General features: G+C 75.0%; 24 protein-coding genes. 14 read left to right on the forward strand and 10 right to left on the reverse strand.

All coding sequences use genetic code 11. The features are described 5' to 3' along the window. Positions 1-91: 91 nt before the first annotated feature. The 4 genes from ACBI99_RS21430 to ACBI99_RS21445 all read right to left on the reverse strand — a co-directional run bounded on the left by ACBI99_RS21430 (position 92) and on the right by ACBI99_RS21445 (position 2,918). A complete protein-coding gene (locus tag ACBI99_RS21430) occupies positions 92-508 on the reverse strand; it encodes a VOC family protein (protein WP_219507313.1) in 417 nt (138 codons plus the stop codon). 10 nt (positions 509-518) lie between these two features. Beyond that, complete coding sequence (locus ACBI99_RS21435; RefSeq protein ID WP_246645267.1) at positions 519-893, reverse strand: helix-turn-helix transcriptional regulator; 375 nt, start codon at positions 891-893, stop codon at positions 519-521. A gap of 65 nt (positions 894-958) precedes the next feature. Further along, a complete protein-coding gene (locus ACBI99_RS21440; RefSeq protein ID WP_375073226.1) occupies positions 959-2,011 on the reverse strand; it encodes an ornithine cyclodeaminase family protein in 1,053 nt (350 codons plus the stop codon). Positions 2,012-2,024: 13 nt separating this feature from the next. After that, on the reverse strand, positions 2,025-2,918 hold the full coding sequence (locus ACBI99_RS21445; protein ID WP_219507316.1) for a LysR family transcriptional regulator: 894 nt from the start codon (positions 2,916-2,918) through the stop codon (positions 2,025-2,027). Positions 2,919-2,998: 80 nt separating this feature from the next. On the opposite strand from ACBI99_RS21445, the gene ACBI99_RS21450 reads away from it, so the two are divergent. The 5 genes from ACBI99_RS21450 to ACBI99_RS21470 all read left to right on the forward strand — a co-directional run bounded on the left by ACBI99_RS21450 (position 2,999) and on the right by ACBI99_RS21470 (position 6,661). Further along, on the forward strand, positions 2,999-4,228 hold the full coding sequence (locus ACBI99_RS21450; RefSeq protein ID WP_219507317.1) for an MFS transporter: 1,230 nt from the start codon (positions 2,999-3,001) through the stop codon (positions 4,226-4,228). Next, positions 4,225-5,439, forward strand: a complete 1,215-nt coding sequence (locus tag ACBI99_RS21455; RefSeq protein WP_375073228.1) for an MFS transporter — start codon at positions 4,225-4,227, stop codon at positions 5,437-5,439. The genes ACBI99_RS21450 and ACBI99_RS21455 overlap by 4 nt, the downstream gene beginning before the upstream one ends. A 26-nt stretch (positions 5,440-5,465) precedes the next feature. Continuing rightward, the gene (locus tag ACBI99_RS21460; RefSeq protein ID WP_219507318.1) at positions 5,466-5,852 is read left to right on the forward strand and encodes a VOC family protein; all 387 of its coding nucleotides are present in this window, start codon (positions 5,466-5,468) and stop codon (positions 5,850-5,852) included. Positions 5,853-5,895: 43 nt separating this feature from the next. After that, positions 5,896-6,228, forward strand: a complete 333-nt coding sequence (locus ACBI99_RS21465) for a cupin domain-containing protein (protein WP_219507319.1) — start codon at positions 5,896-5,898, stop codon at positions 6,226-6,228. Positions 6,229-6,355: 127 nt separating this feature from the next. After that, entirely contained in the window at positions 6,356-6,661 is a 306-nt protein-coding gene (locus tag ACBI99_RS21470; RefSeq protein WP_375073229.1) for a hypothetical protein, read from the forward strand. Between the two features lie 78 nt (positions 6,662-6,739). Here the strand turns inward: ACBI99_RS21470 and ACBI99_RS21475 are convergent, their stop codons facing one another. After that, the gene (locus ACBI99_RS21475) at positions 6,740-6,949 is read right to left on the reverse strand and encodes a heavy-metal-associated domain-containing protein (protein WP_219507321.1); all 210 of its coding nucleotides are present in this window, start codon (positions 6,947-6,949) and stop codon (positions 6,740-6,742) included. Between the two features lie 132 nt (positions 6,950-7,081). Here ACBI99_RS21475 and ACBI99_RS21480 point away from each other — a divergent pair, with 132 nt between their 5' ends. Genes ACBI99_RS21480 through ACBI99_RS21490 form a run of 3 tightly spaced genes read left to right on the forward strand, consistent with a single transcriptional unit; the run spans position 7,082 to position 9,596 of the window. Beyond that, on the forward strand, positions 7,082-8,275 hold the full coding sequence (locus ACBI99_RS21480; RefSeq protein ID WP_375073230.1) for an NAD(P)/FAD-dependent oxidoreductase: 1,194 nt from the start codon (positions 7,082-7,084) through the stop codon (positions 8,273-8,275). Further along, positions 8,275-8,649: a BlaI/MecI/CopY family transcriptional regulator gene (locus ACBI99_RS21485; RefSeq protein WP_219507322.1), complete on the forward strand. Its 375-nt coding sequence runs from the start codon at positions 8,275-8,277 to the stop codon at positions 8,647-8,649. The genes ACBI99_RS21480 and ACBI99_RS21485 overlap by 1 nt, the downstream gene beginning before the upstream one ends. After that, positions 8,646-9,596 carry a M56 family metallopeptidase gene (locus tag ACBI99_RS21490; protein WP_219507323.1) on the forward strand — a complete coding sequence of 317 codons (951 nt, stop codon included), beginning with the start codon at positions 8,646-8,648 and terminating at the stop codon, positions 9,594-9,596. Before ACBI99_RS21485 ends, ACBI99_RS21490 begins: the two co-directional genes overlap by 4 nt. Positions 9,597-9,602: 6 nt before the next feature. Here ACBI99_RS21490 and ACBI99_RS21495 read toward each other — a convergent pair whose 3' ends face one another. Both ACBI99_RS21495 and ACBI99_RS21500 read right to left on the reverse strand, forming a co-directional pair. After that, positions 9,603-10,202 (reverse strand): DUF305 domain-containing protein, encoded by a 600-nt coding sequence (locus ACBI99_RS21495; protein ID WP_357589633.1) that lies wholly within the window; start codon positions 10,200-10,202, stop codon positions 9,603-9,605. Positions 10,203-10,259: 57 nt separating this feature from the next. After that, a complete protein-coding gene (locus ACBI99_RS21500; RefSeq protein WP_375073231.1) occupies positions 10,260-10,604 on the reverse strand; it encodes a hypothetical protein in 345 nt (114 codons plus the stop codon). A 168-nt stretch (positions 10,605-10,772) separates the two neighbouring features. On the opposite strand from ACBI99_RS21500, the gene ACBI99_RS21505 reads away from it, so the two are divergent. Both ACBI99_RS21505 and ACBI99_RS21510 read left to right on the forward strand, forming a co-directional pair. Then, a complete protein-coding gene (locus ACBI99_RS21505) occupies positions 10,773-11,393 on the forward strand; it encodes a TetR/AcrR family transcriptional regulator (protein WP_375073232.1) in 621 nt (206 codons plus the stop codon). A 44-nt stretch (positions 11,394-11,437) separates the two neighbouring features. Next, on the forward strand, positions 11,438-12,661 hold the full coding sequence (locus tag ACBI99_RS21510; protein WP_375073233.1) for a cytochrome P450: 1,224 nt from the start codon (positions 11,438-11,440) through the stop codon (positions 12,659-12,661). Between the two features lie 7 nt (positions 12,662-12,668). Here ACBI99_RS21510 and ACBI99_RS21515 read toward each other — a convergent pair whose 3' ends face one another. After that, complete coding sequence (locus tag ACBI99_RS21515; RefSeq protein ID WP_357589627.1) at positions 12,669-13,058, reverse strand: nitroreductase family deazaflavin-dependent oxidoreductase; 390 nt, start codon at positions 13,056-13,058, stop codon at positions 12,669-12,671. A gap of 87 nt (positions 13,059-13,145) precedes the next feature. Between ACBI99_RS21515 and ACBI99_RS21520 the strand changes: the two genes are divergently transcribed. Next, positions 13,146-13,793, forward strand: a complete 648-nt coding sequence (locus tag ACBI99_RS21520; protein WP_357589625.1) for a TetR/AcrR family transcriptional regulator — start codon at positions 13,146-13,148, stop codon at positions 13,791-13,793. A gap of 19 nt (positions 13,794-13,812) precedes the next feature. On the opposite strand, the gene ACBI99_RS21525 is transcribed toward ACBI99_RS21520, so the two are convergent. Next, entirely contained in the window at positions 13,813-15,171 is a 1,359-nt protein-coding gene (locus ACBI99_RS21525) for a CoA transferase (protein WP_375073234.1), read from the reverse strand. Positions 15,172-15,249: 78 nt separating this feature from the next. On the opposite strand from ACBI99_RS21525, the gene ACBI99_RS21530 reads away from it, so the two are divergent. Together ACBI99_RS21530 and ACBI99_RS21535 are read left to right on the forward strand one after the other, a co-directional pair. Beyond that, entirely contained in the window at positions 15,250-15,840 is a 591-nt protein-coding gene (locus tag ACBI99_RS21530) for a WHG domain-containing protein (protein ID WP_357589621.1), read from the forward strand. Beyond that, the gene (locus ACBI99_RS21535) at positions 15,837-16,688 is read left to right on the forward strand and encodes an alpha/beta fold hydrolase (protein ID WP_375073236.1); all 852 of its coding nucleotides are present in this window, start codon (positions 15,837-15,839) and stop codon (positions 16,686-16,688) included. The genes ACBI99_RS21530 and ACBI99_RS21535 overlap by 4 nt, the downstream gene beginning before the upstream one ends. Here the strand turns inward: ACBI99_RS21535 and ACBI99_RS21540 are convergent. Beyond that, entirely contained in the window at positions 16,685-17,239 is a 555-nt protein-coding gene (locus ACBI99_RS21540; protein WP_375073368.1) for a TetR/AcrR family transcriptional regulator, read from the reverse strand. The genes ACBI99_RS21535 and ACBI99_RS21540 overlap by 4 nt on opposite strands. A 121-nt stretch (positions 17,240-17,360) precedes the next feature. Between ACBI99_RS21540 and ACBI99_RS21545 the strand changes: the two genes are divergently transcribed. Continuing rightward, a complete protein-coding gene (locus ACBI99_RS21545) occupies positions 17,361-18,713 on the forward strand; it encodes an MFS transporter (protein ID WP_375073237.1) in 1,353 nt (450 codons plus the stop codon). The last annotated feature ends 4 nt before the right edge of the window (positions 18,714-18,717 follow it).

An 18,717-nucleotide genomic window follows, 5' to 3' on the forward strand; every position in this document is an offset into this window, starting at 1 on the left:
CTCGGACGGGCCACGCGGCACAGGCGGAACCATTGCCATGACCTGCGCAAATACCGGCAATACGGCAGGCGCTACGGCGGGGCGCCCGGGGTCAGCGGGCGAGCGGCTGATTGACGCGCACCAGGTTGCCCGCCGGGTCGCGGAAGGCGCAGTCGCGGACCCCGTACGGCTGGTCGACCGGCTCCTGCAGCACCTCGCCGCCCGCCGCGCGGACCCGCTCGAACATGGCGTCGCAGTCGTCGGTCTCGAAGATCGCGGCACGCAGCAGGCCCTTGGCCAGCAGGGCGGCGATGGCCTCCCGGTCGGCGGGCGAGGCGCCGGGGTCGGTGACGGCCGGTTCGAGCACGATGTCGACGCCCGGCTGCGACGCCGCGCCCACGGTCACCCAGCGCATCCCCTCGAACTCCACGTCGGCGCGGACCTCCAGGCCGAGGGCGTCGCGGTAGAACGCCAGCGCCTTGTCGTGGTCGTCGACGGCGATGAAGCACTGCGAAAGCCTGATGTCCATGCCTGCCACACTACGGGCGGGAGGTGCGCTTCGAATCGGCGTTTCGGATCGGGCGGGTGTAGATCTTCGCCACGCAGGCCGGGATGGCGGCGCCCTCGTCGTGGGCGCGGGCGCGGTAGGCGCTCGGCGTCTCGCCGACCAGCTCGGTGAACCGCGAGCTGAACGAGCCCAGCGACGTACAGCCGACGGCGAAGCAGACCTCCGTCACCGTCAGGTCGCCCCGCCGCAGCAGCGCCTTGGCCCGCTCGATCCGGCGCGTCATCAGGTAGCTGTAGGGCGTCTCGCCGAAGGCCGCGCGGAAGCTGCGCGAGAAGTGGCCGGGCGACATGAGGGCGACGCGGGCCAGCGCCTGCACGTCGAGCGGCTCGGCGTAGTCGCGGTCCATCGCGTCGCGGGCCCGGCGCAGCCGGACCAGGTCCTCCAGCGTCACCCCACCAGCATCCCACAAGGTCAGCCGGTGGGGGTGTCCAAAAGGTCCACCTCCAGGCCGATCCCGCGGCGTCCGGCCTCCTGGTAGGCGAGCCAGGACAGGGCCAGGTCCTGCCACGGCAGGCCCACCGGGGCGTAGACGGTGCGCGCTTCCGGGTCGGTGCGGCCGGGGTGCTCGCCGCGCAGGATCTCGCCGAGGGTGGCGTCGGCGGCCTCCGCCGGGAGACCGGCCGCGGCCAGGGCGCCCATGGCGGCGGCCAGCTCCCGGTCGTCCACGGCCACCAGCGCGGCCTCCAGCACGTCGGCGGCCAGCTCGCACTTGCCGGGCTCGTCGGCGCCCAGGCTGGTGAGGTGCTGACCCGGCCGCGTGTCGGCCAGGCGGAGCAGCGGGGCCCGCGACCAGGTCGCGAGCAGCACGATCCCCGCCCGCTCGGCCACCTCCCCCGCCGACCCGGCCACCTCGACCGCCAACCCGCCGGGGTGAGCGGCTCCGGCCCCGGGGCGGGCGGGGCCGCCGGCGTTGGGGGTGGCGGCGGAGTCGGGGGCGGAGTGGGCGGGGGCGCCGGCGTGGCGGGCGGCGAAGGCGTGGGCGCGGGGCTCGTCGGTGTCGTGGACGAGGAGCTTGGTCACGCGGCGGAGCCGGCGCAGGCCGGTGACCATGAGGTCGGCCTGGGCCCCCGCGCCGATGACGCCGACGACCGCCTCTCCCCCGGGATCGGCGGCCAGGGTGTGGGTGCCGAGCGCGGCGGCCAGCCCGGTGCGCCAGGCGGTGACCGTCGCCGAGTCCAGCAGCGCCAGCAGCTCGCCGTCGTGGCCGCTGTGCAGGCAGATGACCCCGCGCAGCGCGGGCGTGGCGGCGGGGAACTTGGCGTTGACCTTCACCGTGTAGGCGTCGATCCCCGGCAGCAGCCCGGGAACGAGCGCGGTGGCGGTGCCGGGGAACGGCAGGTCGGTGCGGATCCGCTGCCCGGGGACGGCCGCGTCGCCGCGGGTGAAGCCGTCGCGCAGGGCTTCGAGGCAGGCCGCGGGGTCGAGCAGGGCGGTCAGGTCGCGGCGGGTGAGGATCCGGGTCATGCGGTCGATGATCTCAGCCCGCCCCGGTCTCCTCCCGCTCGGGCCGGGTCTCGCGGACGAGGTCGAGGAAGGCCGCGGCGGCGGGTGACGGCCGGGTGTCCCAGATCAGGTGCTCGACCCGCGTGGGCGCGTCACGCAGCCGGATGACGCCCAGATCGGCGAACCGGGGCGCGTAGGCGGCGGGCAGCATGCCGACGCCGAGGCCCTGCCGTACGAGGTCGGCCATGAAGTCGCCGGACGAGACCTCGAACGGCACCTCACGCCGTACGCCGGCGGCGGCGAAGGCGTCGTCGGACTGCTGGCGGCCGGCGTGGCCGGCGCGGAAGTCGATGAACGGCTCGCCCGCCAGGGCGCGCAGGTCGGCCTCGCCGCCGGCCAGGGGGTGGCCGGGGGCGACGACGGCGACGAGCTCGCCGCCGCCGAGCGGGCGGCTGCGCACGCCCTTGGGTTCGGTGGTGGGCGGCAGGCCGAGGAAGGCGACGTCGACGCCGCCGCGGCGGACGCGTTCGATGAGGTCCTCGCTGCCGGCGGAGATGAGCGTGATGTGCACGCGGGGGTGGCGGCGGCGGTAGTCGCGCAGGGCGACGGGCAGGTCGACGGCGGCGACGGTGGGGATGGCGCCGACGGCGAGCCGCCCGCGGATCTCGCCGCCGGCGGCGGCGACCTCGGCCCGCGCGCGGTCGGCGGCCTCCAGGCACTGGCGGGCCTCGGGCAGGAACGCCTCCCCGGCGGCCGTCAGCCGGACGCGGCGGCTGGTCCGCTCGAACAGCCGGGCGCCGAGCTCGCGTTCGAGGGCGGCGATCTGGTGGCTGAGCGCCGACTGCACGACGCGGCAGCGCTCGGCGGCGCGGGTGAAGTTGTTCGTCTCGGCGACGGCGACGACGTATCTCAGCTGCTGCAGTTCCACCGATCCATGATGCATCACGATCGATCTCTATGAAAACTATGTGTTGGACTCATTGATCGGTGCTCCCCCACCCTTGAGGCATGACGGAAACCGCGCGGCACGCGCCCCCGGGGGAGGCTCCCGCCCGGCTGGGCCGCGGGCTGCTGCTGCTGATGTCGGTCGCCACCGGGCTGTCGGTCGCCGGCAACTACTTCGCCCAGCCGCTGCTCGACGTGATCGGGCGGGAGCTGGGGCTGGACGCCACGACGGCGGCGCTGGTCGTGACGGCCGCGCAGGGCGGCTACGCGCTGGGGCTGATCCTGCTGGTGCCGCTGGGCGACCTGGTGGAGCGCCGCCGGCTGGCGGTGGTGCTGTTCGCGGCCACGGCGGTGTTCCTGGTGGTGTCGGCGCTCGCGACGAGCGCCCCGGTGCTGCTGGCGGGCACCGCGTTGACGGCGCTCGCGTCCGTGGCCGCGCAGGTCGTGGTCCCGTACGCGGCCACGCTGGCGGCGCCGGCCGAGCGGGGCCGGGTCGTGGGCACGGTGATGGCGGGGCTGCTGCTCGGCGGCCTGCTGGCCCGTACGGTCTCCGGCACGCTGTCCGAGCTGGGCGGCTGGCGGACGATCTACTGGGTGAACGCGGTGCTGGTGGCGGTCGTGGCCGTGCTGCTGTGGCGTTTCCTGCCGCGTCTGCACACCCCGATCGGGCTGTCGTACCCGGCGCTGCTGCGCTCGACGGTCGCGCTGTTCCGCGACGAGCCGGCGCTGCGCCTGCGGGCGGCGATGGGCGCGCTGTCGTTCGCCGCGTTCAGCGCGCTGTGGACGGCGGTCACGTTCCTGCTGTCCGGCCCGCCGTACGGCTGGAGCGAGGCGGGGATCGGCCTGTTCGGGCTGGCCGGGGTCGCCGGGGTGATCGTCACGCCGATCGCGGGCCGGCTGGCCGACCGGGGGTGGGTGCAGCGGGTCAGCGGGATCGGCGCGGCGGTGCTGGCGCTGTCGTGGGCGCTGATCGGCCGCGGCCCGGTGTCGGCGGGGTGGCTGGTCGCCGGGGTGCTCCTGCTGACGATGGCCCAGCAGGCGGTGCTGAACGCCGGCCAGCACGTCGTCTACGCGCTCCGCCCCGAGAGCCGCAACCGGCTCAACTCCGCCTTCATGACCGCGTTCTTCCTCGGCGGCGCGGCCGGGTCGGCGCTCGGCTCCGCGGCCTGGACCGCGGCCGGCTGGACCGGCGTGAGCCTGCTGGGCGGCGCCCTGTCGGCCGCGACCTTCGCGGTGTGGGCGCTGGAACGCCTTTCCGCACGACGTTGGATCGATGACAAGGAAGAATCATGACTTTTGCGCAAACGCCGTCCCCTTCGGCCCTGCGAGGCTGGCTGGGGGTGGCCGCGATCACCGCGAGCCTGTTCGTCTTCCTCACCACGGAGCTGATGCCCGTCGGGCTGCTCACCCCGGTGAGCGCGAGCCTGGCCATCTCCGTGGGCGTCGCGGGGCTGATGGTCACGTTGTACGGCGTCTCGGCCGGGCTGGGCGTGCCGTTCATCGTGGCGTGGACCAGGCGGGTCAACCGGCGGGTGCTGCTGTCGGTGCTGCTGGTGATCCTGGTGGCGGGCAACCTGGTCACGTCGATCTCGCCGAACTACCCGCTGGTGCTGGTGACGCGGCTGGTCATGGGCTTCGCCAGCGGCGTGTTCTGGGCCATCGGGGTGAGCATGGCGATGCGGCTGGTCCCGGAGCGGCAGGCGAGCCGGGCGGCGGCGATCGTCATGTCCGGCATCTCGATCGCCGCGGTCGTCGGCATCCCGCTGGGGACGGTGCTGGAGAGCCTCACGGACTGGCGGACCACGTTCCTCATCTGGGCGGGGCTGAGCGCGCTGGTGCTCGTCGCGGTCGTCGCCCTGATCCCGTCGCTGCCGTCGGCGAACGCCGTCTCGGTGCGGGAGGTCTTCGGGCTGCCGCTCAGGAACGTGCCGCTGCGGCTGGTGCTGGTGACCGTGATGCTGTTCGTGCTGGGCCACTTCGGCGCGTACACGTTCGTGCGCCCCTACCTGGAGGAGGCGGCGTCGGCGACGCCGTTCTTCGTCACCGCGGTGCTCATGGTCTACGGCGCGGGCGGCGCGGCGGGCAACTTCATCGCCGGCTACACGGTGACCAGGAGCCTGCGCGGCAGCTTCGTCGCGGGCTGCGCGGGGCTCGTCGGGTCGCTGCTCCTGCTGCTCGCGATCGGGGACGGGCCGGTCGGCGCGGTCGTCGCGCTGGTCCTGTGGGGCGTCTCGTTCGGCGTGGTGCAGCTGTGCCAGGTCAACATGACGCAGGCCGCCGCGCCGGACACCTTCGAGGCGGCGATGTCGCTCAACACGATGTCGTACAACACCTCCATCGCGCTCGGCGCGCTGTTCGGCGGGCTGTTCGCCGACCGGCTGGGCGTCGCCGGCGTGGTGTGGTTCGGGGTCGCGTTGACAGCGGCCTCGCTGCTCCTCACACTCGGCACCGGCCGCGGGAAGGCGCCCGCCGCCCGCGAGGACGTGCTGACCGCCGGCGAGTGATCCACCTGAGAGAACGGGAGAACGAGATGCGCGTGAAGGACTTCGACCACCTGGTGCTCAACGTCGCCGACGTCGAGCGGTCCCTGGAGTTCTACGCGGGGACGCTCGGCCTGGCACAGGTGCGGGTCGAGGAGTGGCGGGCGGGCAGGGCGCCGTTCCCGTCGGTGCGGGTCAGCGAGTCCACCATCATCGACCTGGTGGCCAAGCCGCGCGGTGAGTCCAACGTGGACCACCTCTGCCTCGTGGTGGAGCCGCTGGACTGGCAGGAGGTGATCGACTCCGGTGTCTTCACCGTGCTGGAGGGGCCGGTCCCCCGGTTCGGCGCGCGCGGCACCGCGCAGTCGGTGTACGTGCTCGACCCCGACGGCAACACCGTCGAGCTGCGCTGGTACCCGCAGGACGCCGAGCGCTGAGCCGCGCCCGGGCGGCGGCGGGGCGGGTTGCGATAATGGCGGCATGCAGAAGATCTCGCTCGTCGCCCTGGCCCGTCAGCAAGCCGACCGGGCGGCCGGCACCACCGCCGGTCACGCGGCCGGCACGGTCTACGGCGGGCACGAGAAGGTGCTGCGCCAGACGGTCATCGCCCTGCGGCAGGGCGCGCGGCTCGCGGAGCACGAGAATCCCGGCGAGGCGACGGTGCACGTGCTGCACGGCCGGGTCCGCATGTCGGCCGGGGCGCAGTCGTGGGAGGGGCGCACGGGCGACCTGCTCATCGTGCCGGACGCCCGCCACGACCTGGAGGCGCTGGAGGACTCCGCGGTCCTGCTGACCGTCGCCAAGCTGCCCTGATCCCCCCGGGGGCGCGCTGATCGATCGCGGGGGTTGACGCCGGGGCGGGCGCGGCTATCTTTCGCTTAGGAAAGTTTCCTAAAAGAAGATTCGCGCACCCCCCGCACCCCCATCAGGAGGCGTCCTCGTGCCATCCAGGAAGTGGGCCACCGGCCTTCCCGCGGTCACCCTGCTCACCACCGCGCTGTTCGCGGGCCTCGCCCCGGCGGCGCACGCCGTGCCCACCGGCTGCACCACCAGCGTGAACGGATCCACGGCCAGCAGCCACTGCACCGGCGGCACCGGCCAGCACCAGGTGGCGATCACCGTCCTGCACGTCAACCCCGCCGTCGGCTACGTCTACAACGTCGGCCCGTGGGTCTCCCCCGGGGCCGTCTCGTCCGCCACCATCCCGCCCGGCACGATCATCTCCCTCCGCGTCCAGACGCGCTGACGCCCCAGAGGCCGGCGCCCGGGAAAGGGGCGCGGGCGGCCACACCCAACCGGTGGCCGCCCGCGCTCGCCCCGCAGGTCAGACGGCGGTGAGCTCGTAGCCCGCCCCTTCGACGGCGTCGCGCACCAGGGCCTCGTCCACGGGCCCGTCGCCCGTCACGGTCACCCGGCCGGTCGCCAGCTCGATGTCCACGGCGGTGACGCCGGAGATCTTGCCCAGTTCGGTCTTCACCGTGCCCGCGCAGCCGCCGCACGTCATCCCGCTCACGGTGTAGATGCTGCTGCTCATGCCGACTCCCCTTCGGTCCCGGATACCCCCATCGGGTATCGCCGGGTTGAACCTACGGCACGATGCGCGTCGGCGCAACCCCAACCCCGCAGGGGTATGGCTCATACCCCCTCCCGGTATATAGTCCCCGGCATGACAACGTTGAACACCATCACGGTCGTGGGCGCGTCACTGGCCGGGCTCCGTGCCGTGCAGACCCTTCGCGGCGCCGGCTTCGCGGGCGAGATCGTCGTCGTCGGCGCGGAGCGCCACCTGCCCTACAACCGGCCGCCGCTGTCCAAGAGCATGCTCAGGGGCGACGACGAGATCACCCTGCCCGGCGCCGAGGAGCTGGGCGAGCGCTGGCTGCGGGGCCGCAACGCGATGCGGCTGGACACGGCCGGCCGGCTCGTCACCCTGGACGACGGCACGCAGGTCCGCTACGACGGGCTCGTCATCGCCACCGGCGCCCGGCCGCGCCCGCTGCCCGGCGCCCTCGAGGGCGTCCACACGCTGCGCACCGTCGAGGACGCCCTCGCCCTGCGCGCCGAGCTCGCCGCCGGGCACCGCCACGTCGTGGTCGTCGGCGGCGGCTTCATCGGCGGCGAGGTCGCCTCCACCGCCCGCTCGCTCGGCCTGGCGGTCACCCTCGTCGACGCGGCGCCGTACCCGATGAGCGGCGTGCTGGGCGACCTGGCCTCGCGCTGGCTGGCCGGCCACCACCGGAGCAACGGCGTGGACCTCGTCCCCGGCCGCCGCGTGACGGGCCTGGAGGGGGCCGGCCGGGTGAGCGGGGTGCGGCTGGACGACGGGCGCACGCTCCCCGCCGACCTGGTGATCGCCGCGACGGGCGTGGTCCCCGAGACCGGCTGGCTGCGCGGCAGCGGGCTGACGCTCGACGACGGGGTGGTGTGCGACGCGGCGCTGTTCGCGGCCGGCGCCGACGGCGTGGTGGCGGCAGGCGACGTCGCCCGCTGGCCGCACGCCCGGTACGGGGGCGCGTCCGTCCGCGTCGAGCACTGGGCGAACGCCAACGAGCAGGGCGCCGCCGCCGCGCTGAACCTGCTCGCCGGCAGGGAGGACGCCACGCCCTACGCCGGGCTGCCCGCGTTCGCGACGCACGTGCACGGCGTCCCCGTCCAGACGGCCGGGCTGCCGCACCTGGCGGACGAGGCGCGCGTGGCCGCCGGCGACCCGGAGGAGGGCCGGTTCGCCGTCGCGTTCGCCAGGGCCGGGACGCTGGTCGGCGTGGTCGGGGTCGACGCGCCGAGGGACTTCGTCCGGGTCAAGCGGGCCGTCGCGGCCGGCGAACCGCTGGAGTCGGTGCTCGCCGCTAGCATGGGGTGATGGCGCGGGGTCTGGGAGAGCTCGAATCCACGATCATGGATCATCTGTGGGCCACCAACGAGCCCGCCACGGTCCGCGACGTGCTCGCCCACCTGCGCCGGGAGCGCGCCATCGCCTACACGACGGTGATGACCGTGATGGACAAGCTCCACACCAAGGGGCTGCTGCGCCGCGAGCCGGTCGGCCGGGCCTACGTCTACGAGGTGGTCTCCTCCAAGGAGGCCTACACCGCCGAGGTCATGCGCGCGTCGCTGGCCGGGAGCGGCAACCGGGCCGCCACGCTGGTGCACTTCCTCGAACGGCTCACGCCCGAGGAGGCCAAGGCCCTGGAGGCGGCCCTTCAGGTATACCCCCCGGGGGGACGCGACACGTGATCGTCGCGGTGATCCTCGCGCTCCACTGCGTCGCCGGGGCCCTGGCGCTGCCCCGGCTGCTGCGGCGGGCGGGCTGGGCCGACCGGGCGCCCCGGCGGGCGATCGCGATGTGGCTGGCCGCCTGCGGGTCGGTGCCCGTGTCCGCGCTGCTCGCGGTGTTCGCGGCCGCCGTGCCGGGGCCGGTGGTGGGTCACGGGCTCGCCGGGTGGCTGGAGATCTGCGCGGCCATGTTCGCCGGTGACGCGCGCCCGGACCTCGCGCGGGTCCTGGCCGCGCTCGCCGTCGCCACGTCCGTGGTGGTGTGGGGCTCGTGCGCGGGCGGGGCCGTCCTGGCGGGCGCGCGCCGGGAGCGGGCGCGGCACGCCGAGGCGCTGTCGCTGCTCGGGCGGCACGACAACCGGCTCGGCGCGCTCGTCGTCGACCACGACGAGCGCCTGGCCTACTGCGTGCCCGGCCGCAGGGGGCAGGCGGTCATCACCACCGGCGCGCTGCGGTCGCTGGCTCCCGAGCAGGTCGCCGCCGTGCTCGCGCACGAGCGGGCGCACCTGCGCGGCCGCCACCATCTGCTGCTGGCCGCCGCCGAGACGTTCGCGCGGGCCTGCCCCCGGGTGCCGCTGTTCGCCGAGGCGCGGGCGGAAGTAGCGCGGCTGGTCGAGCTGCTGGCCGACGACGTGGCCGCCCGCCGCCATCCGCGCGCCCACCTGGCCGCCGCCCTGGTCCGCCTCGCCACCGGGCGGGCGCCCGCCGCCGCCCTGGGGGCGGGCGGCGAGACGGCCCTGCTGCGGATCCGCCGCATGCTGAGCCCGCAGCCCCCGCTCGGCCGCCGTGAGCGGCTCACCGGGGGGCTGACGGTCACGCTGCTGCTCGCCGGGCCCGCGACGCTGGCCGCGGCGCCCGGGCTGAGCGCCCTGCTGGTGCACCACTGTCACGCGGTGCTGCCCTTCTAGCCCGGCTCAGAGCCGGTCGAGGATCTTCCGCAGCTCGGCCACCTCCGCCCGCTGGGCGGTCTCGATCGTCTTGGCGAGCTCCTTGGCGGCCGGGTCGGCGCCGCCGGCCTGCTCGGTGCGGGCCATCTCGATCGCGCCCTCGTGGTGGGCGATCATCTGCTCGGCGAAGAGCCTGTCGAACTCCGCGCCCTTGGCGGACTTCAGCTTGGCCAGGTCCGCCTCGGACATCATGCCGGGCATCTCATGACCCATGCCTCCCTCGGGGGCGGGCCTGCCCCACGTGGTCAGCCAGCCCTGCATGGTCGCGATCTCGGGGTCCTGCGCCGCCTTGATCCGGGCCGCCAGCTCCTTGATCTGCGGGTCGCCCGCGCGGTCCGGGGCGAGCTCGGCCATCTCGACCGCCTGCTCGTGGTGCGGGATCATCATCTGCGCGAACATGACGTCGGCGTCGTTGAACCCGGCCTGCGACGGCGTCGCCGCCGTAGCGGCGGTGGCAGTGGCGCTCGCGGCCGGAGCGGCGTCGTTCGATGCCGTGGCGCCGCACGCGGTCAGAAGCGCGAGCGCGCCGGCGGTGACGGTGATCGTGATCGTACGGTTGGTGCGCATGGTTGTCGTTCTCTCGGTTCGTGGGTACGGGCATCCGTCGCGGGGGCGGACGCCGGCCTATATGCGCAGCACCGAGAGTCGTGCCAGGCGCACGGAGACGGGGTCGGGCGGCGGCCTGGCGACCCGCCGCGCCGAGGGGGCCCGCCCAGGGGTCGCGCTCCCCCGCCGTCGCACGATCCACGCCGCCGCCGTGGCGACGATCAGGAACGAGGTCAGCACCGCCAGGCACACGGCGGCCGGGTCGAGATCGGGCAGCTCCTGCCCCTGGGCGAACCCGGGCTCGTGCGCGTGATGCCCGCCAGCCTGGTGGCCGCCGTGGTGGCCGCTGTGGTGGCCGAGCGTGTGCATGCCGTAGACGCCCAGGGCGACGGCGACCAGCAGGACGGCACGCGCGACACGCATCGCGAGACGCCGCTGCCGAACTCCCACCGCTCCTCCTGTGACGACCAGAACGGCAGGCTACTACGCGCCGTAGTAAGAACCCCATAAACCCAGCAGCGACATGCCGACCAGCTACTAAGCCAGTTAGTAGTTTCCCATCGAGCTGAACAATCGTTTAGCATCCTGTTCATGCGTTCAGACAGTGACCTGACCGGGCGGGCCCGGATCCGGGACGCGGCACTGAAGTTGTTCGGCGCCGAAGGGGTCAACCGGGTGAGCGTGCGCGCCATCGCCGCCCGCGCGGGCGTGTCCGCCGCGCTGGTCCTGCACCACTTCGGCTCCAAGGAAGGGCTGCGCAAGGCGTGCGACGCGTACGTGGTCGAGATGGTGCGCGGCGGCCCCGGCGCGGACCTCGACGACGTCAGCGGCCTGGCGGCCATGCTGGAGGCGAGCTCGGCGATGCGGCTCTACCTGGGGCGCGCGTTCCTCGACGGCAGCCCGGCGGCGGCGGCGCTGTTCGACGACATCGTCGCGGCGGCCGAACGCTGGCTGGAGGAGGGCGTCCGCACCGGCCGGGTGCGTCCCAGCGACGACCCGCGCGCCCGCGCCGCCGTCTACGTGACGTGGCTGCTGGCGCCGCTGACGTTCGGCGAGCACCTCACGCGGGCGCTGCCGGGCGGCGGGTCCGAGACGGACCGGACGCTGCGCACCTCCCGCGCCGGGATCGAGATCTTCACCCGCGGCCTGTTCACCGACGACCGCGTCCTGGACGCCTGGGACGCGGTCCGCGAGGAGCGGCGGTCCCCATGACGGCGTCTCCCCCCCCTTCCCCCCGACCTTCTGGAGTCATGAGCATGAGCACCACCGAGCCGCAGATCCTCGGCCTGATGACCGCGGCCGACCGCGACGCCTTCCTGACCGGGCTGGCCGGCAACGGACCGGTCAGCCGGGGCCGCTACCTGGACGGCACCCTGATCTGGCTGGTCACCGGCTACGACGAGTGCGTGACCGCGCTGACCGACCCGCGCTTCAGCAGCGACATCTCCCGGCAGTCCAAGCTGGACGTGGCCGCCGCCGCCGGGCTGCCCGACGACGTGGCCCCCTACCTGCTGCGCACCCTCGGCGCCTACGACCCGCCGGACCACACGCGGCTGCGGCGGCTGGTGTCGCGCGGGTTCACCGCCCGGCGCGTGGAGCGGCTGCGCCCGCGCATCCAGGAGATCACCGACGCGCTGCTCGACGGGCTGCCGGTGGAGTTCGACCTGATCGAGCGGTTCGCGTACCCGCTGCCCATCCAGGTCATCTGCGAACTGCTCGGCGTGCCCTCAGCCGACCGCGACATCTGGCGGGCGTGGGCCGGCGACCTGACCGCGCCCGACCCCGCCCGCATCGCCGCCGGGGCGCGGGGCCTGGTCGCGTACATGAGCGAGCTGGTCGCGGCCAAGCGCGCCGCCGGCACGGACGGCGTCGACGGCGCGGAGGACCTGCTGTCGGCGCTGGTCCGCGTCCAGGAGGACGACGGCGACCGGCTGGCCGACGAGGAGCTGGTGGCGCTGGGGATCAGCATGCTGATCGCCGGGCACGAGACCACGGTCTCGCTCATCAGCCAGAGCGTGCGGCTGCTGCTCACCCGCCCGGAGCTGCTCGCGCGCCTGCGCGACGACCTGGACGCCGTCCCGGCGGCCGTGGAGGAGTTCCTGCGCGTCACCGGACCGGCCGAGATCGCGGTGATGCGCTACACGCTGGAGCCGGTGGAGCTCGGCGGCACGCGCATCCCGGCGGGCGAGGCGGTGCAGGTGGTGTACGCGGCGGCGAACCGGGACCCGCGCCGCTTCGACCGGCCGGAGCTGCTCGACGTGGGCCGCGGGGACAACGCCCATCTGGGGTTCGGCCACGGCATCCACTACTGCCTGGGCGCGGCGCTGGCCAGGGCCGAGACGCAGATCGCGCTGCGCACGCTGATCGACCGCTTCCCCGGCCTGGAGCTGGCCGTGCCGGCGGCCGAGATCGGCTGGCGGCCGGGCATGCAGCGGGCCCTGACCGCGCTGCCGGTGCGCACGGACGGCGGCGCGTCCTGAGGGCTCCTCAGCCCTCCGGGGTCGTGTCCATTCCCGTGTCCATGCGGAGGAACTCGGTGATGCGCAGCAGCCTCGGTGGGCGTCTGACCCCGGCGGGGAGCGCCCGGAACGCCTCCTCCCGCCCGACGACGCGCGGGGCGGTGAGCGCCACCTCCTTGCCGCCGACCCGCAGCCGCGCCTCCCCGGCGGCCAGGATGTTGCGCACCCAGTCGGCGCCCGACCCGTACACCAGGACGAACAGGTAGCCGCCGTCGACCGGGTGCGCGTCGAGCGGCGTGCGGTAGGTGGCGCCGGAGACGCGGCCGACGTGCGTCAGGACCGGCCACGACCCCCGGGCGACCGCCCGGGGGTTGAACACGCGCTTGTTCAGGCGCCCCCACCACAGCGGCATCGGCATCGGCATCTCCTCATCTCGGGCTTACGCCCGTAAGGCTGACTTACACTCGTAAGGCTGTCAACCCCTGCCGCCGTCCCGGGAGCCGTCGTGTCACCACCTCGCCAGCCGCTCAGCAGGCAGCTCGTGCTGGAGGCCGCGATCCGGGTCGCCGACCGCGGCGGCGCCGAGGCGATCACGATGCGGCGGGTGGCACAGGAGCTGGGCGTGGAGGCGATGTCGCTCTACCACCACGTGCCGAACAAGGACGCGATCCTCGACGGCGTGGTCGACGCGGTGTTCGCGGCGATCGAGCTGCCCCGGCCCGGCGACGGCGACTGGCGCGCGGCGATCCGGGCCCGCGCCCGCTCCGCCCGCGCGGTGCTCTCGCGGCACAGCTGGGCCCTCGGCCTGATCGACTCCCGCCGCTCGCCGGGCCCGGCGACGCTGCGCCACCACGACGCCGTCCTCGGCGTGCTGCGGGAGGCGGGGTTCTCGCTGCCGATGGCCGCCCACGCCGTCTCGCTCGTCGACAGCTACGTCGGCGGCTTCGTGCTGCAGGAGGCGAACCTGCCGCTGTCCACGCCCGCCGAGATGGAGGACGTGGCCGGCGACATCCTGGAGCACCTCCCGGACGGCCTGCCGTACCTGCGGGAGATGATCACCGACCACGCGCTGCGGCCGGGCTACGACTACGCGGAGGAGTTCGGCTACGGCCTCGACCTCATCCTGGACGCGCTCGAGGCCCGGCGGGGATAGCGCCCGGAATGCGGCGCGGCTAGCCGGGCGTCCAGGCGGGAGCGTCGCCGCCCCACAGGGACGGCGGGGTGCGCCAGGTGCGGGGCGCGCCCTCGTAGTGGACCGGCGGCAGCGCGTGGCGGAGCAGCCCGTACGGGGAGCCGGTCTCGGCCAGCCACGGGCCCGCGTCGTAGCCGTCGCCCTCGACCGGGACGGGACGGAGGTCGTTCATCAGCCAGGACGCGGTGCCCGCGAGGGAGAGCCGGACCGAGCGCCCGAGCCCGGTGCGCTGCCGGTCGGTCAGCGCGCGCAGGACGGCGGCGGCCAGCAGGTAGCCGGTGCCGTGGTCCAGCGCCTGGGCGGGGAGCGCGCCGGGGCTGCCGTCGGGGCCCGCCTCGATCACGGCGATGCCGCTCGCCGCCTGCACCAGGCTGTCGAAGCCGCGCCGCGCGGCCCACGGCCCCGACCAGCCCCAGGCGCACAGCCGGGCGACGATCAGGCCGGGACGCCTCGCGAGCACGTCGCCGAGGCCGAGCGCCTCCAGCGTGCCGGGGCGGTAGCCGTGGACGACGACGTCGGCAGTGGCGACGAGCTCGGCGAAGGCGGCCCGGCCGTCGGCGGCGGTCAGGTCCAGCAGCGCCGAGCGCTTGCCCATCCCGGTGTCGGCGTGGCTGTCGGCGCTCTCCGGCAGGTTCGGCGGGTCGACGCGCAGCACGTCGGAGCCCAGCAGGGCCAGGGTGCGCGTGGCGACGGGGCCGGCGATGACCCGGGTCAGGTCCAGGACGCGCACCCCGGCGGCGGGCAGCGGCGCCGGGGGCAGCGGGTCCCGGCGGCTCACGTCCGAGGGGGCGGTCTCGACGAGCGGGTGGGCGGCGCCGCCGGGCGGGGCGACGGCGACGGCCAGGCCGCCGGCCGCGTAGACGGTCTCCTGGATCCACCGGGCGGGGCGGGCGGCCAGCTCGGCGGCCAGGGTCTCGGCCAGGTCCGGGTCGTCCCCCGTGTCGGCCACGCCGAGGGCGCCGAGCAGCCGGGCGCGGTGGTGCGGGTAGTTGGCGTGGGTGCGGACCCAGCCGTCGGCCGCGCGCCAGAAGCGCGACAGCGGCGCGAACGCCCGCGGGGACTTGCCGCCGACGCGCAGGTGCCGCTCGCTGGCGAAGGCCGTGGCCACCGCCGCCTCCCGGACCCGCACCGGGGGCAGCGGCGTCGCGTTGCGCCGCGCCAGCAGCTCGGCCGCCGCCAGCGAGCACACGCCCACGCTCGCCCGGGCCAGCTCCCGCACCGGCAGCCGCGCGGCCAGGACGTCGCCCGCCCCCTCGTACGCGACCGTCGCCGCCAGTTCGGGCGGCCCGCCGAGCGCGGCCCAGGCGTGAGCGGTCGCCGCGTCCTGTTCGTACGTCATCGAACCAGTTTGCCATCCTGGAACAGCGAGGAATAGCCTAGGCTCATTAGGTTTTGTTTAGCGACTCTAGGAGTGCGGATGGCGCGGGCAGGGCTGACGGCGGACCGGGTGACGGCCGCGGGCGCCGAGCTGGCGGACGAGGTCGGGCTGGAGCACGTGACCATGTCGGCGGTGGCGCGGCGGCTCGGCGTCAAGGACGCGAGCCTGTACGTGCACGTACGCGGGCTGGAGGACCTGCGCGGCCGGATCGCGCTGCTGGCGGCGGACGAGAAGACGATCCGCATCGCCGAGGCGACCGCCGGGCGGGCCGGGAAGGACGCGCTGGTGGCGTTCGCGGACGCGTGGCGGTCCTACGCCCACGACCACCCGGGCCGCTACACCGCGACGCAGGTCCCGGCGCGGATCGATCCCGAGCTGGCCGCCCGGGCCCCCGGGCCGCGGCGCGCGATCGAGCTCACCTACAGCATGCTGCGCGCCTACGCGCTGGCCGAGCCCGACCTGACCGACGCGGTCCGGCTGGTGCGCAGCACGCTGCACGGCTTCGTCAGTCTGGAGGCGGCCGGCGGGTTCGCGCACGCGCGGCCCGCCGCGGACTCCTGGGTCCGCTGCCTCGACGCCCTGCACGCGCTCCTGGAGCGCTGGCCCGCACGTGAAGGAGATCCGTCATGACCGTCCCCGCCACCGGCCGCCTGCGCGTGGCAGGCGCGACCCTGCACTACGAGGTGCGCGGGCAGGGCCCGCTCCTGCTGCTGATCCCCGGCGGCGCGGGCGACGCCGCCTCCTACGACGGCGTCGCCGACGTGCTGGCCGCCGACTGGACGGTGGCCTCGTACGACGCGCGCGGCATGTCGCGCAGCCCGCTCGACGACCCCGGCGCCGAGCAGCATGTCGCCTCGCACGCCGACGACGCGTACCGGCTGATCGAGCTGCTGTCGCCCGGCGCGCCCGCCCGCGTGGCCGGGTGCAGCTCGGGGGCGATCGTCGCGCTGCACCTGCTCACCACCCACCCGGACCGGGTCGAGCGCGTGGTGGCGCACGAGCCGCCCGTGGTGGAGGTGCTGCCCGACGCCGCCGAGCACCGCGCGATGCTCGCCCGCGTCCAGGACACCTTCCGCCGCGAGGGCCTGATGCCGGCGGTCGCCGAGTTCGCGGCGGCCCTGCGGCGGCCCGGCGGCGCAGAACCCGCCGGGCCCGCCGAATCCGCCGCCCCGGCCGAGCTGCCGCCCGGCGCGGCGGCCCGGGCGGAGCGGACGATGGCCAACCTGCCCTACTTCCTCGGCCGGATCGTGCCCGCCTTCATGGCCTACGCCCCCGACGTGGACCGGCTGGCGGCCCTGGCCGGCCGGCTGGTGCTCGCGGCCGGCGACGAATCGCGCGGCGAGCTGCCCTACCGCCCCGCCGCCTGCCTGGCCGTGCGGTTCGGCACCGAGCTCGTGCACTTCCCCGGCGGGCACACCGGGCTCAGCACCCACCCCGCCGCGTTCGCCGAGCTGCTCCGCAAGACGCTGGCCGGTTAGGCGCGCCGGTCGAGCACCGCCTCGGCCATCGCCCGGGCGGCGCGGGCGGGGTGGGCGCCGGGGCGGGTGACGGCGTGCGCGAGCACCCCGTCGATCAGCACGAGGATCTGCTCGGCGCCGAAGCCGGGCTCGGGGTGCCCGTGGCGGCGCAGCTCGTCCTCGAACAGCCCCCGCAGCCTCTCCTTGTACGCGCGGACCTCGGCGTGGGCGGGGTGGTCCCGGTCGGTGAGGGCCAGGTCGGCCGCCGTGTAGCGGCAGCCGCGGAACGTCGGCCGCGTGGTGATCTCGTCCAGCGCGTCGAAGACGGCCAGCACCCGGTCCCGGGGGTCGTCGCCGGCGCCGTCCATCACCTGCCGGTAGCGGGCGTCGAGCCCGGCGGTCGCGAGCGTCTCGGCGATCAGCCCGTCCTTGCCGCCGAAGTGCTGGTAGAGCGAGCGGCGGGCAACGTCGGCCCGCTTGAGGATCGCGTCCACGCCCACGTGGACGCCGTGCTCGTAGGTGAGGTCGCTGGCGGCTTCGAGAAGCCGCTCGCGCGGGCCCGGTCTGCTCATCACGCATCCGATCGAAGAACGGCGGATTGACACTTAGACCAACCATTCTATCTAATGGCGGCGTATACCGACCGTTCTATCTATTGGAGCTGCCATGCCCCGCGCGGGCACCCTTCCCACAGTGCTGACCGGTGTGTTCGTCACGATCCTCGACTTCTTCATCGTCAACGTCGCCATCCCCGCCATCCAGCGTGACCTGCACGCCGGAGCCGCCGAGGTCGAGTGGATCGTCGCCGGCTACGGCCTGGCCTACGGGTCCGGCCTGATCCTCGGCGGACGGCTCGGCGACCTGTTCGGCCGCCGCCGCGTGTTCGCCATCGGGCTGGCCCTGTTCACGCTCGCCTCGCTGGCGTGCGGCCTTGCCCCCGACGCGGCCACGCTCATCGCCGCCCGTGTCGCCCAGGGACTGGCCGCGGCGGCACTCACCCCGCAGGTGCTCGCCATCCTGCGCACCGCCTACAGCGGCGCCGCCCAGGCCAGGGCCCTCAACGCCTACGCGCTGACCATGGGGCTGGCCGCGGTGTTCGGGCAGCTCATCGGCGGCGTGCTGATCCAGGCCGACCTGTTCGGGCTCGGCTGGCGGGCCTGCTTCCTGATCAACGTGCCGATCGGCGTGGCGGCGCTCGCGCTGACCCGCGCCGTGGTGCCCGAGAGCCGCGCCGGCACGGCCGCGCGGCTCGACCTGGGCGGGGCCGCCCTGGTCACCGGCGCGCTGGTGGCGACCCTGCTGCCGCTGATCGAGGGGCGCGAGCAGGGCTGGCCGCTGTGGACGTGGCTGTCGCCGTTCGTCGCGCTCGCGCTCTTCACCGCCTACGGCCGGCGCCGGCACGCCTCGCCGCTGATCGACCTGGCCCTGTTCCGCGAGCGGGCGTTCACCGCCGGCCTGCTGACCCAGCTCGCCTTCACCATGGGCATGGCCGCGTACTTCCTGATCTTCGCCCTGTACGTGCAGGGCGCGGCCGGGCTGGACGCGCTGGAGGCCGGGCTGGTCTTCACGCCGATCGGGCTCGGCTACCTGGCGGCCTCGCGGCTCGCGCCCAGGTTCGTCGCGCGGCTCGGCCGTCAGGCGATCGCGGCGGGCGGGCTGACCAGGGCGGTCGCCCTCACCGTGCTGCTCGCCGCCGTGGCGGCGCAGGCGCCGCTCGGGTGGCTGGTGCCGATCCTGGCCGTGGACGGGTTCGGCATGGGGCTGGCGCTCGCGCCGATCATGGGCACGGTGCTGGCCGGGGTCGCGCCCCGTCACGCCGGGTCCGCGGCCGGGGTGCTGACGACGGTCCAGCAGGTCGGGGCCGCGCTCGGCGTCGGGATCGTCGGAATCGTCTTCTACGGCGGCCTGGCGGGCGGGGTGAGCCAGGCGTTCCAGCACGGGCTGATCTACGTGATCGCCGTGGCGCTGGCCGTCGCCGGGCTCGTCCAGCTCCTCCCCCGCCCGCGGCGCGCCCGTCCTCCCGTGGCGCAGCAGGCGGCCCGCTGACCGG

It is taken from the genome of Nonomuraea sp. ATR24 (assembly GCF_041950485.1).
Lineage (GTDB): Bacteria > Actinomycetota > Actinomycetes > Streptosporangiales > Streptosporangiaceae > Nonomuraea > Nonomuraea ceibae.

Excerpts from the sequence above, each read along its gene's own strand:
- ACBI99_RS21460 (WP_219507318.1), top strand. The coding sequence starts at position 5,466 with ATGCGCGTGAAGGACTTCGACCACCTGGTGCTCAACGTCGCCGACGTC.
- ACBI99_RS21500 (WP_375073231.1), bottom strand. The coding sequence starts at position 10,604 with ATGCGTGTCGCGCGTGCCGTCCTGCTGGTCGCCGTCGCCCTGGGCGTC.
- ACBI99_RS21455 (WP_375073228.1), top strand. The coding sequence starts at position 4,225 with ATGACTTTTGCGCAAACGCCGTCCCCTTCGGCCCTGCGAGGCTGGCTG.
- ACBI99_RS21465 (WP_219507319.1), top strand. The coding sequence starts at position 5,896 with ATGCAGAAGATCTCGCTCGTCGCCCTGGCCCGTCAGCAAGCCGACCGG.
- ACBI99_RS21510 (WP_375073233.1), top strand. The coding sequence starts at position 11,438 with ATGAGCACCACCGAGCCGCAGATCCTCGGCCTGATGACCGCGGCCGAC.
- ACBI99_RS21540 (WP_375073368.1), bottom strand. The coding sequence starts at position 17,239 with ATGAGCAGACCGGGCCCGCGCGAGCGGCTTCTCGAAGCCGCCAGCGAC.
- ACBI99_RS21495 (WP_357589633.1), bottom strand. The coding sequence starts at position 10,202 with ATGCGCACCAACCGTACGATCACGATCACCGTCACCGCCGGCGCGCTC.
- ACBI99_RS21505 (WP_375073232.1), top strand. The coding sequence starts at position 10,773 with ATGCGTTCAGACAGTGACCTGACCGGGCGGGCCCGGATCCGGGACGCG.
- ACBI99_RS21475 (WP_219507321.1), bottom strand. The coding sequence starts at position 6,949 with ATGAGCAGCAGCATCTACACCGTGAGCGGGATGACGTGCGGCGGCTGC.
- ACBI99_RS21485 (WP_219507322.1), top strand. The coding sequence starts at position 8,275 with ATGGCGCGGGGTCTGGGAGAGCTCGAATCCACGATCATGGATCATCTG.
- ACBI99_RS21525 (WP_375073234.1), bottom strand. The coding sequence starts at position 15,171 with ATGACGTACGAACAGGACGCGGCGACCGCTCACGCCTGGGCCGCGCTC.
- ACBI99_RS21430 (WP_219507313.1), bottom strand. The coding sequence starts at position 508 with ATGGACATCAGGCTTTCGCAGTGCTTCATCGCCGTCGACGACCACGAC.
- ACBI99_RS21535 (WP_375073236.1), top strand. The coding sequence starts at position 15,837 with ATGACCGTCCCCGCCACCGGCCGCCTGCGCGTGGCAGGCGCGACCCTG.
- ACBI99_RS21435 (WP_246645267.1), bottom strand. The coding sequence starts at position 893 with ATGGACCGCGACTACGCCGAGCCGCTCGACGTGCAGGCGCTGGCCCGC.
- ACBI99_RS21530 (WP_357589621.1), top strand. The coding sequence starts at position 15,250 with ATGGCGCGGGCAGGGCTGACGGCGGACCGGGTGACGGCCGCGGGCGCC.
- ACBI99_RS21480 (WP_375073230.1), top strand. The coding sequence starts at position 7,082 with ATGACAACGTTGAACACCATCACGGTCGTGGGCGCGTCACTGGCCGGG.
- ACBI99_RS21450 (WP_219507317.1), top strand. The coding sequence starts at position 2,999 with ATGACGGAAACCGCGCGGCACGCGCCCCCGGGGGAGGCTCCCGCCCGG.
- ACBI99_RS21515 (WP_357589627.1), bottom strand. The coding sequence starts at position 13,058 with ATGCCGATGCCGCTGTGGTGGGGGCGCCTGAACAAGCGCGTGTTCAAC.
- ACBI99_RS21440 (WP_375073226.1), bottom strand. The coding sequence starts at position 2,011 with ATGACCCGGATCCTCACCCGCCGCGACCTGACCGCCCTGCTCGACCCC.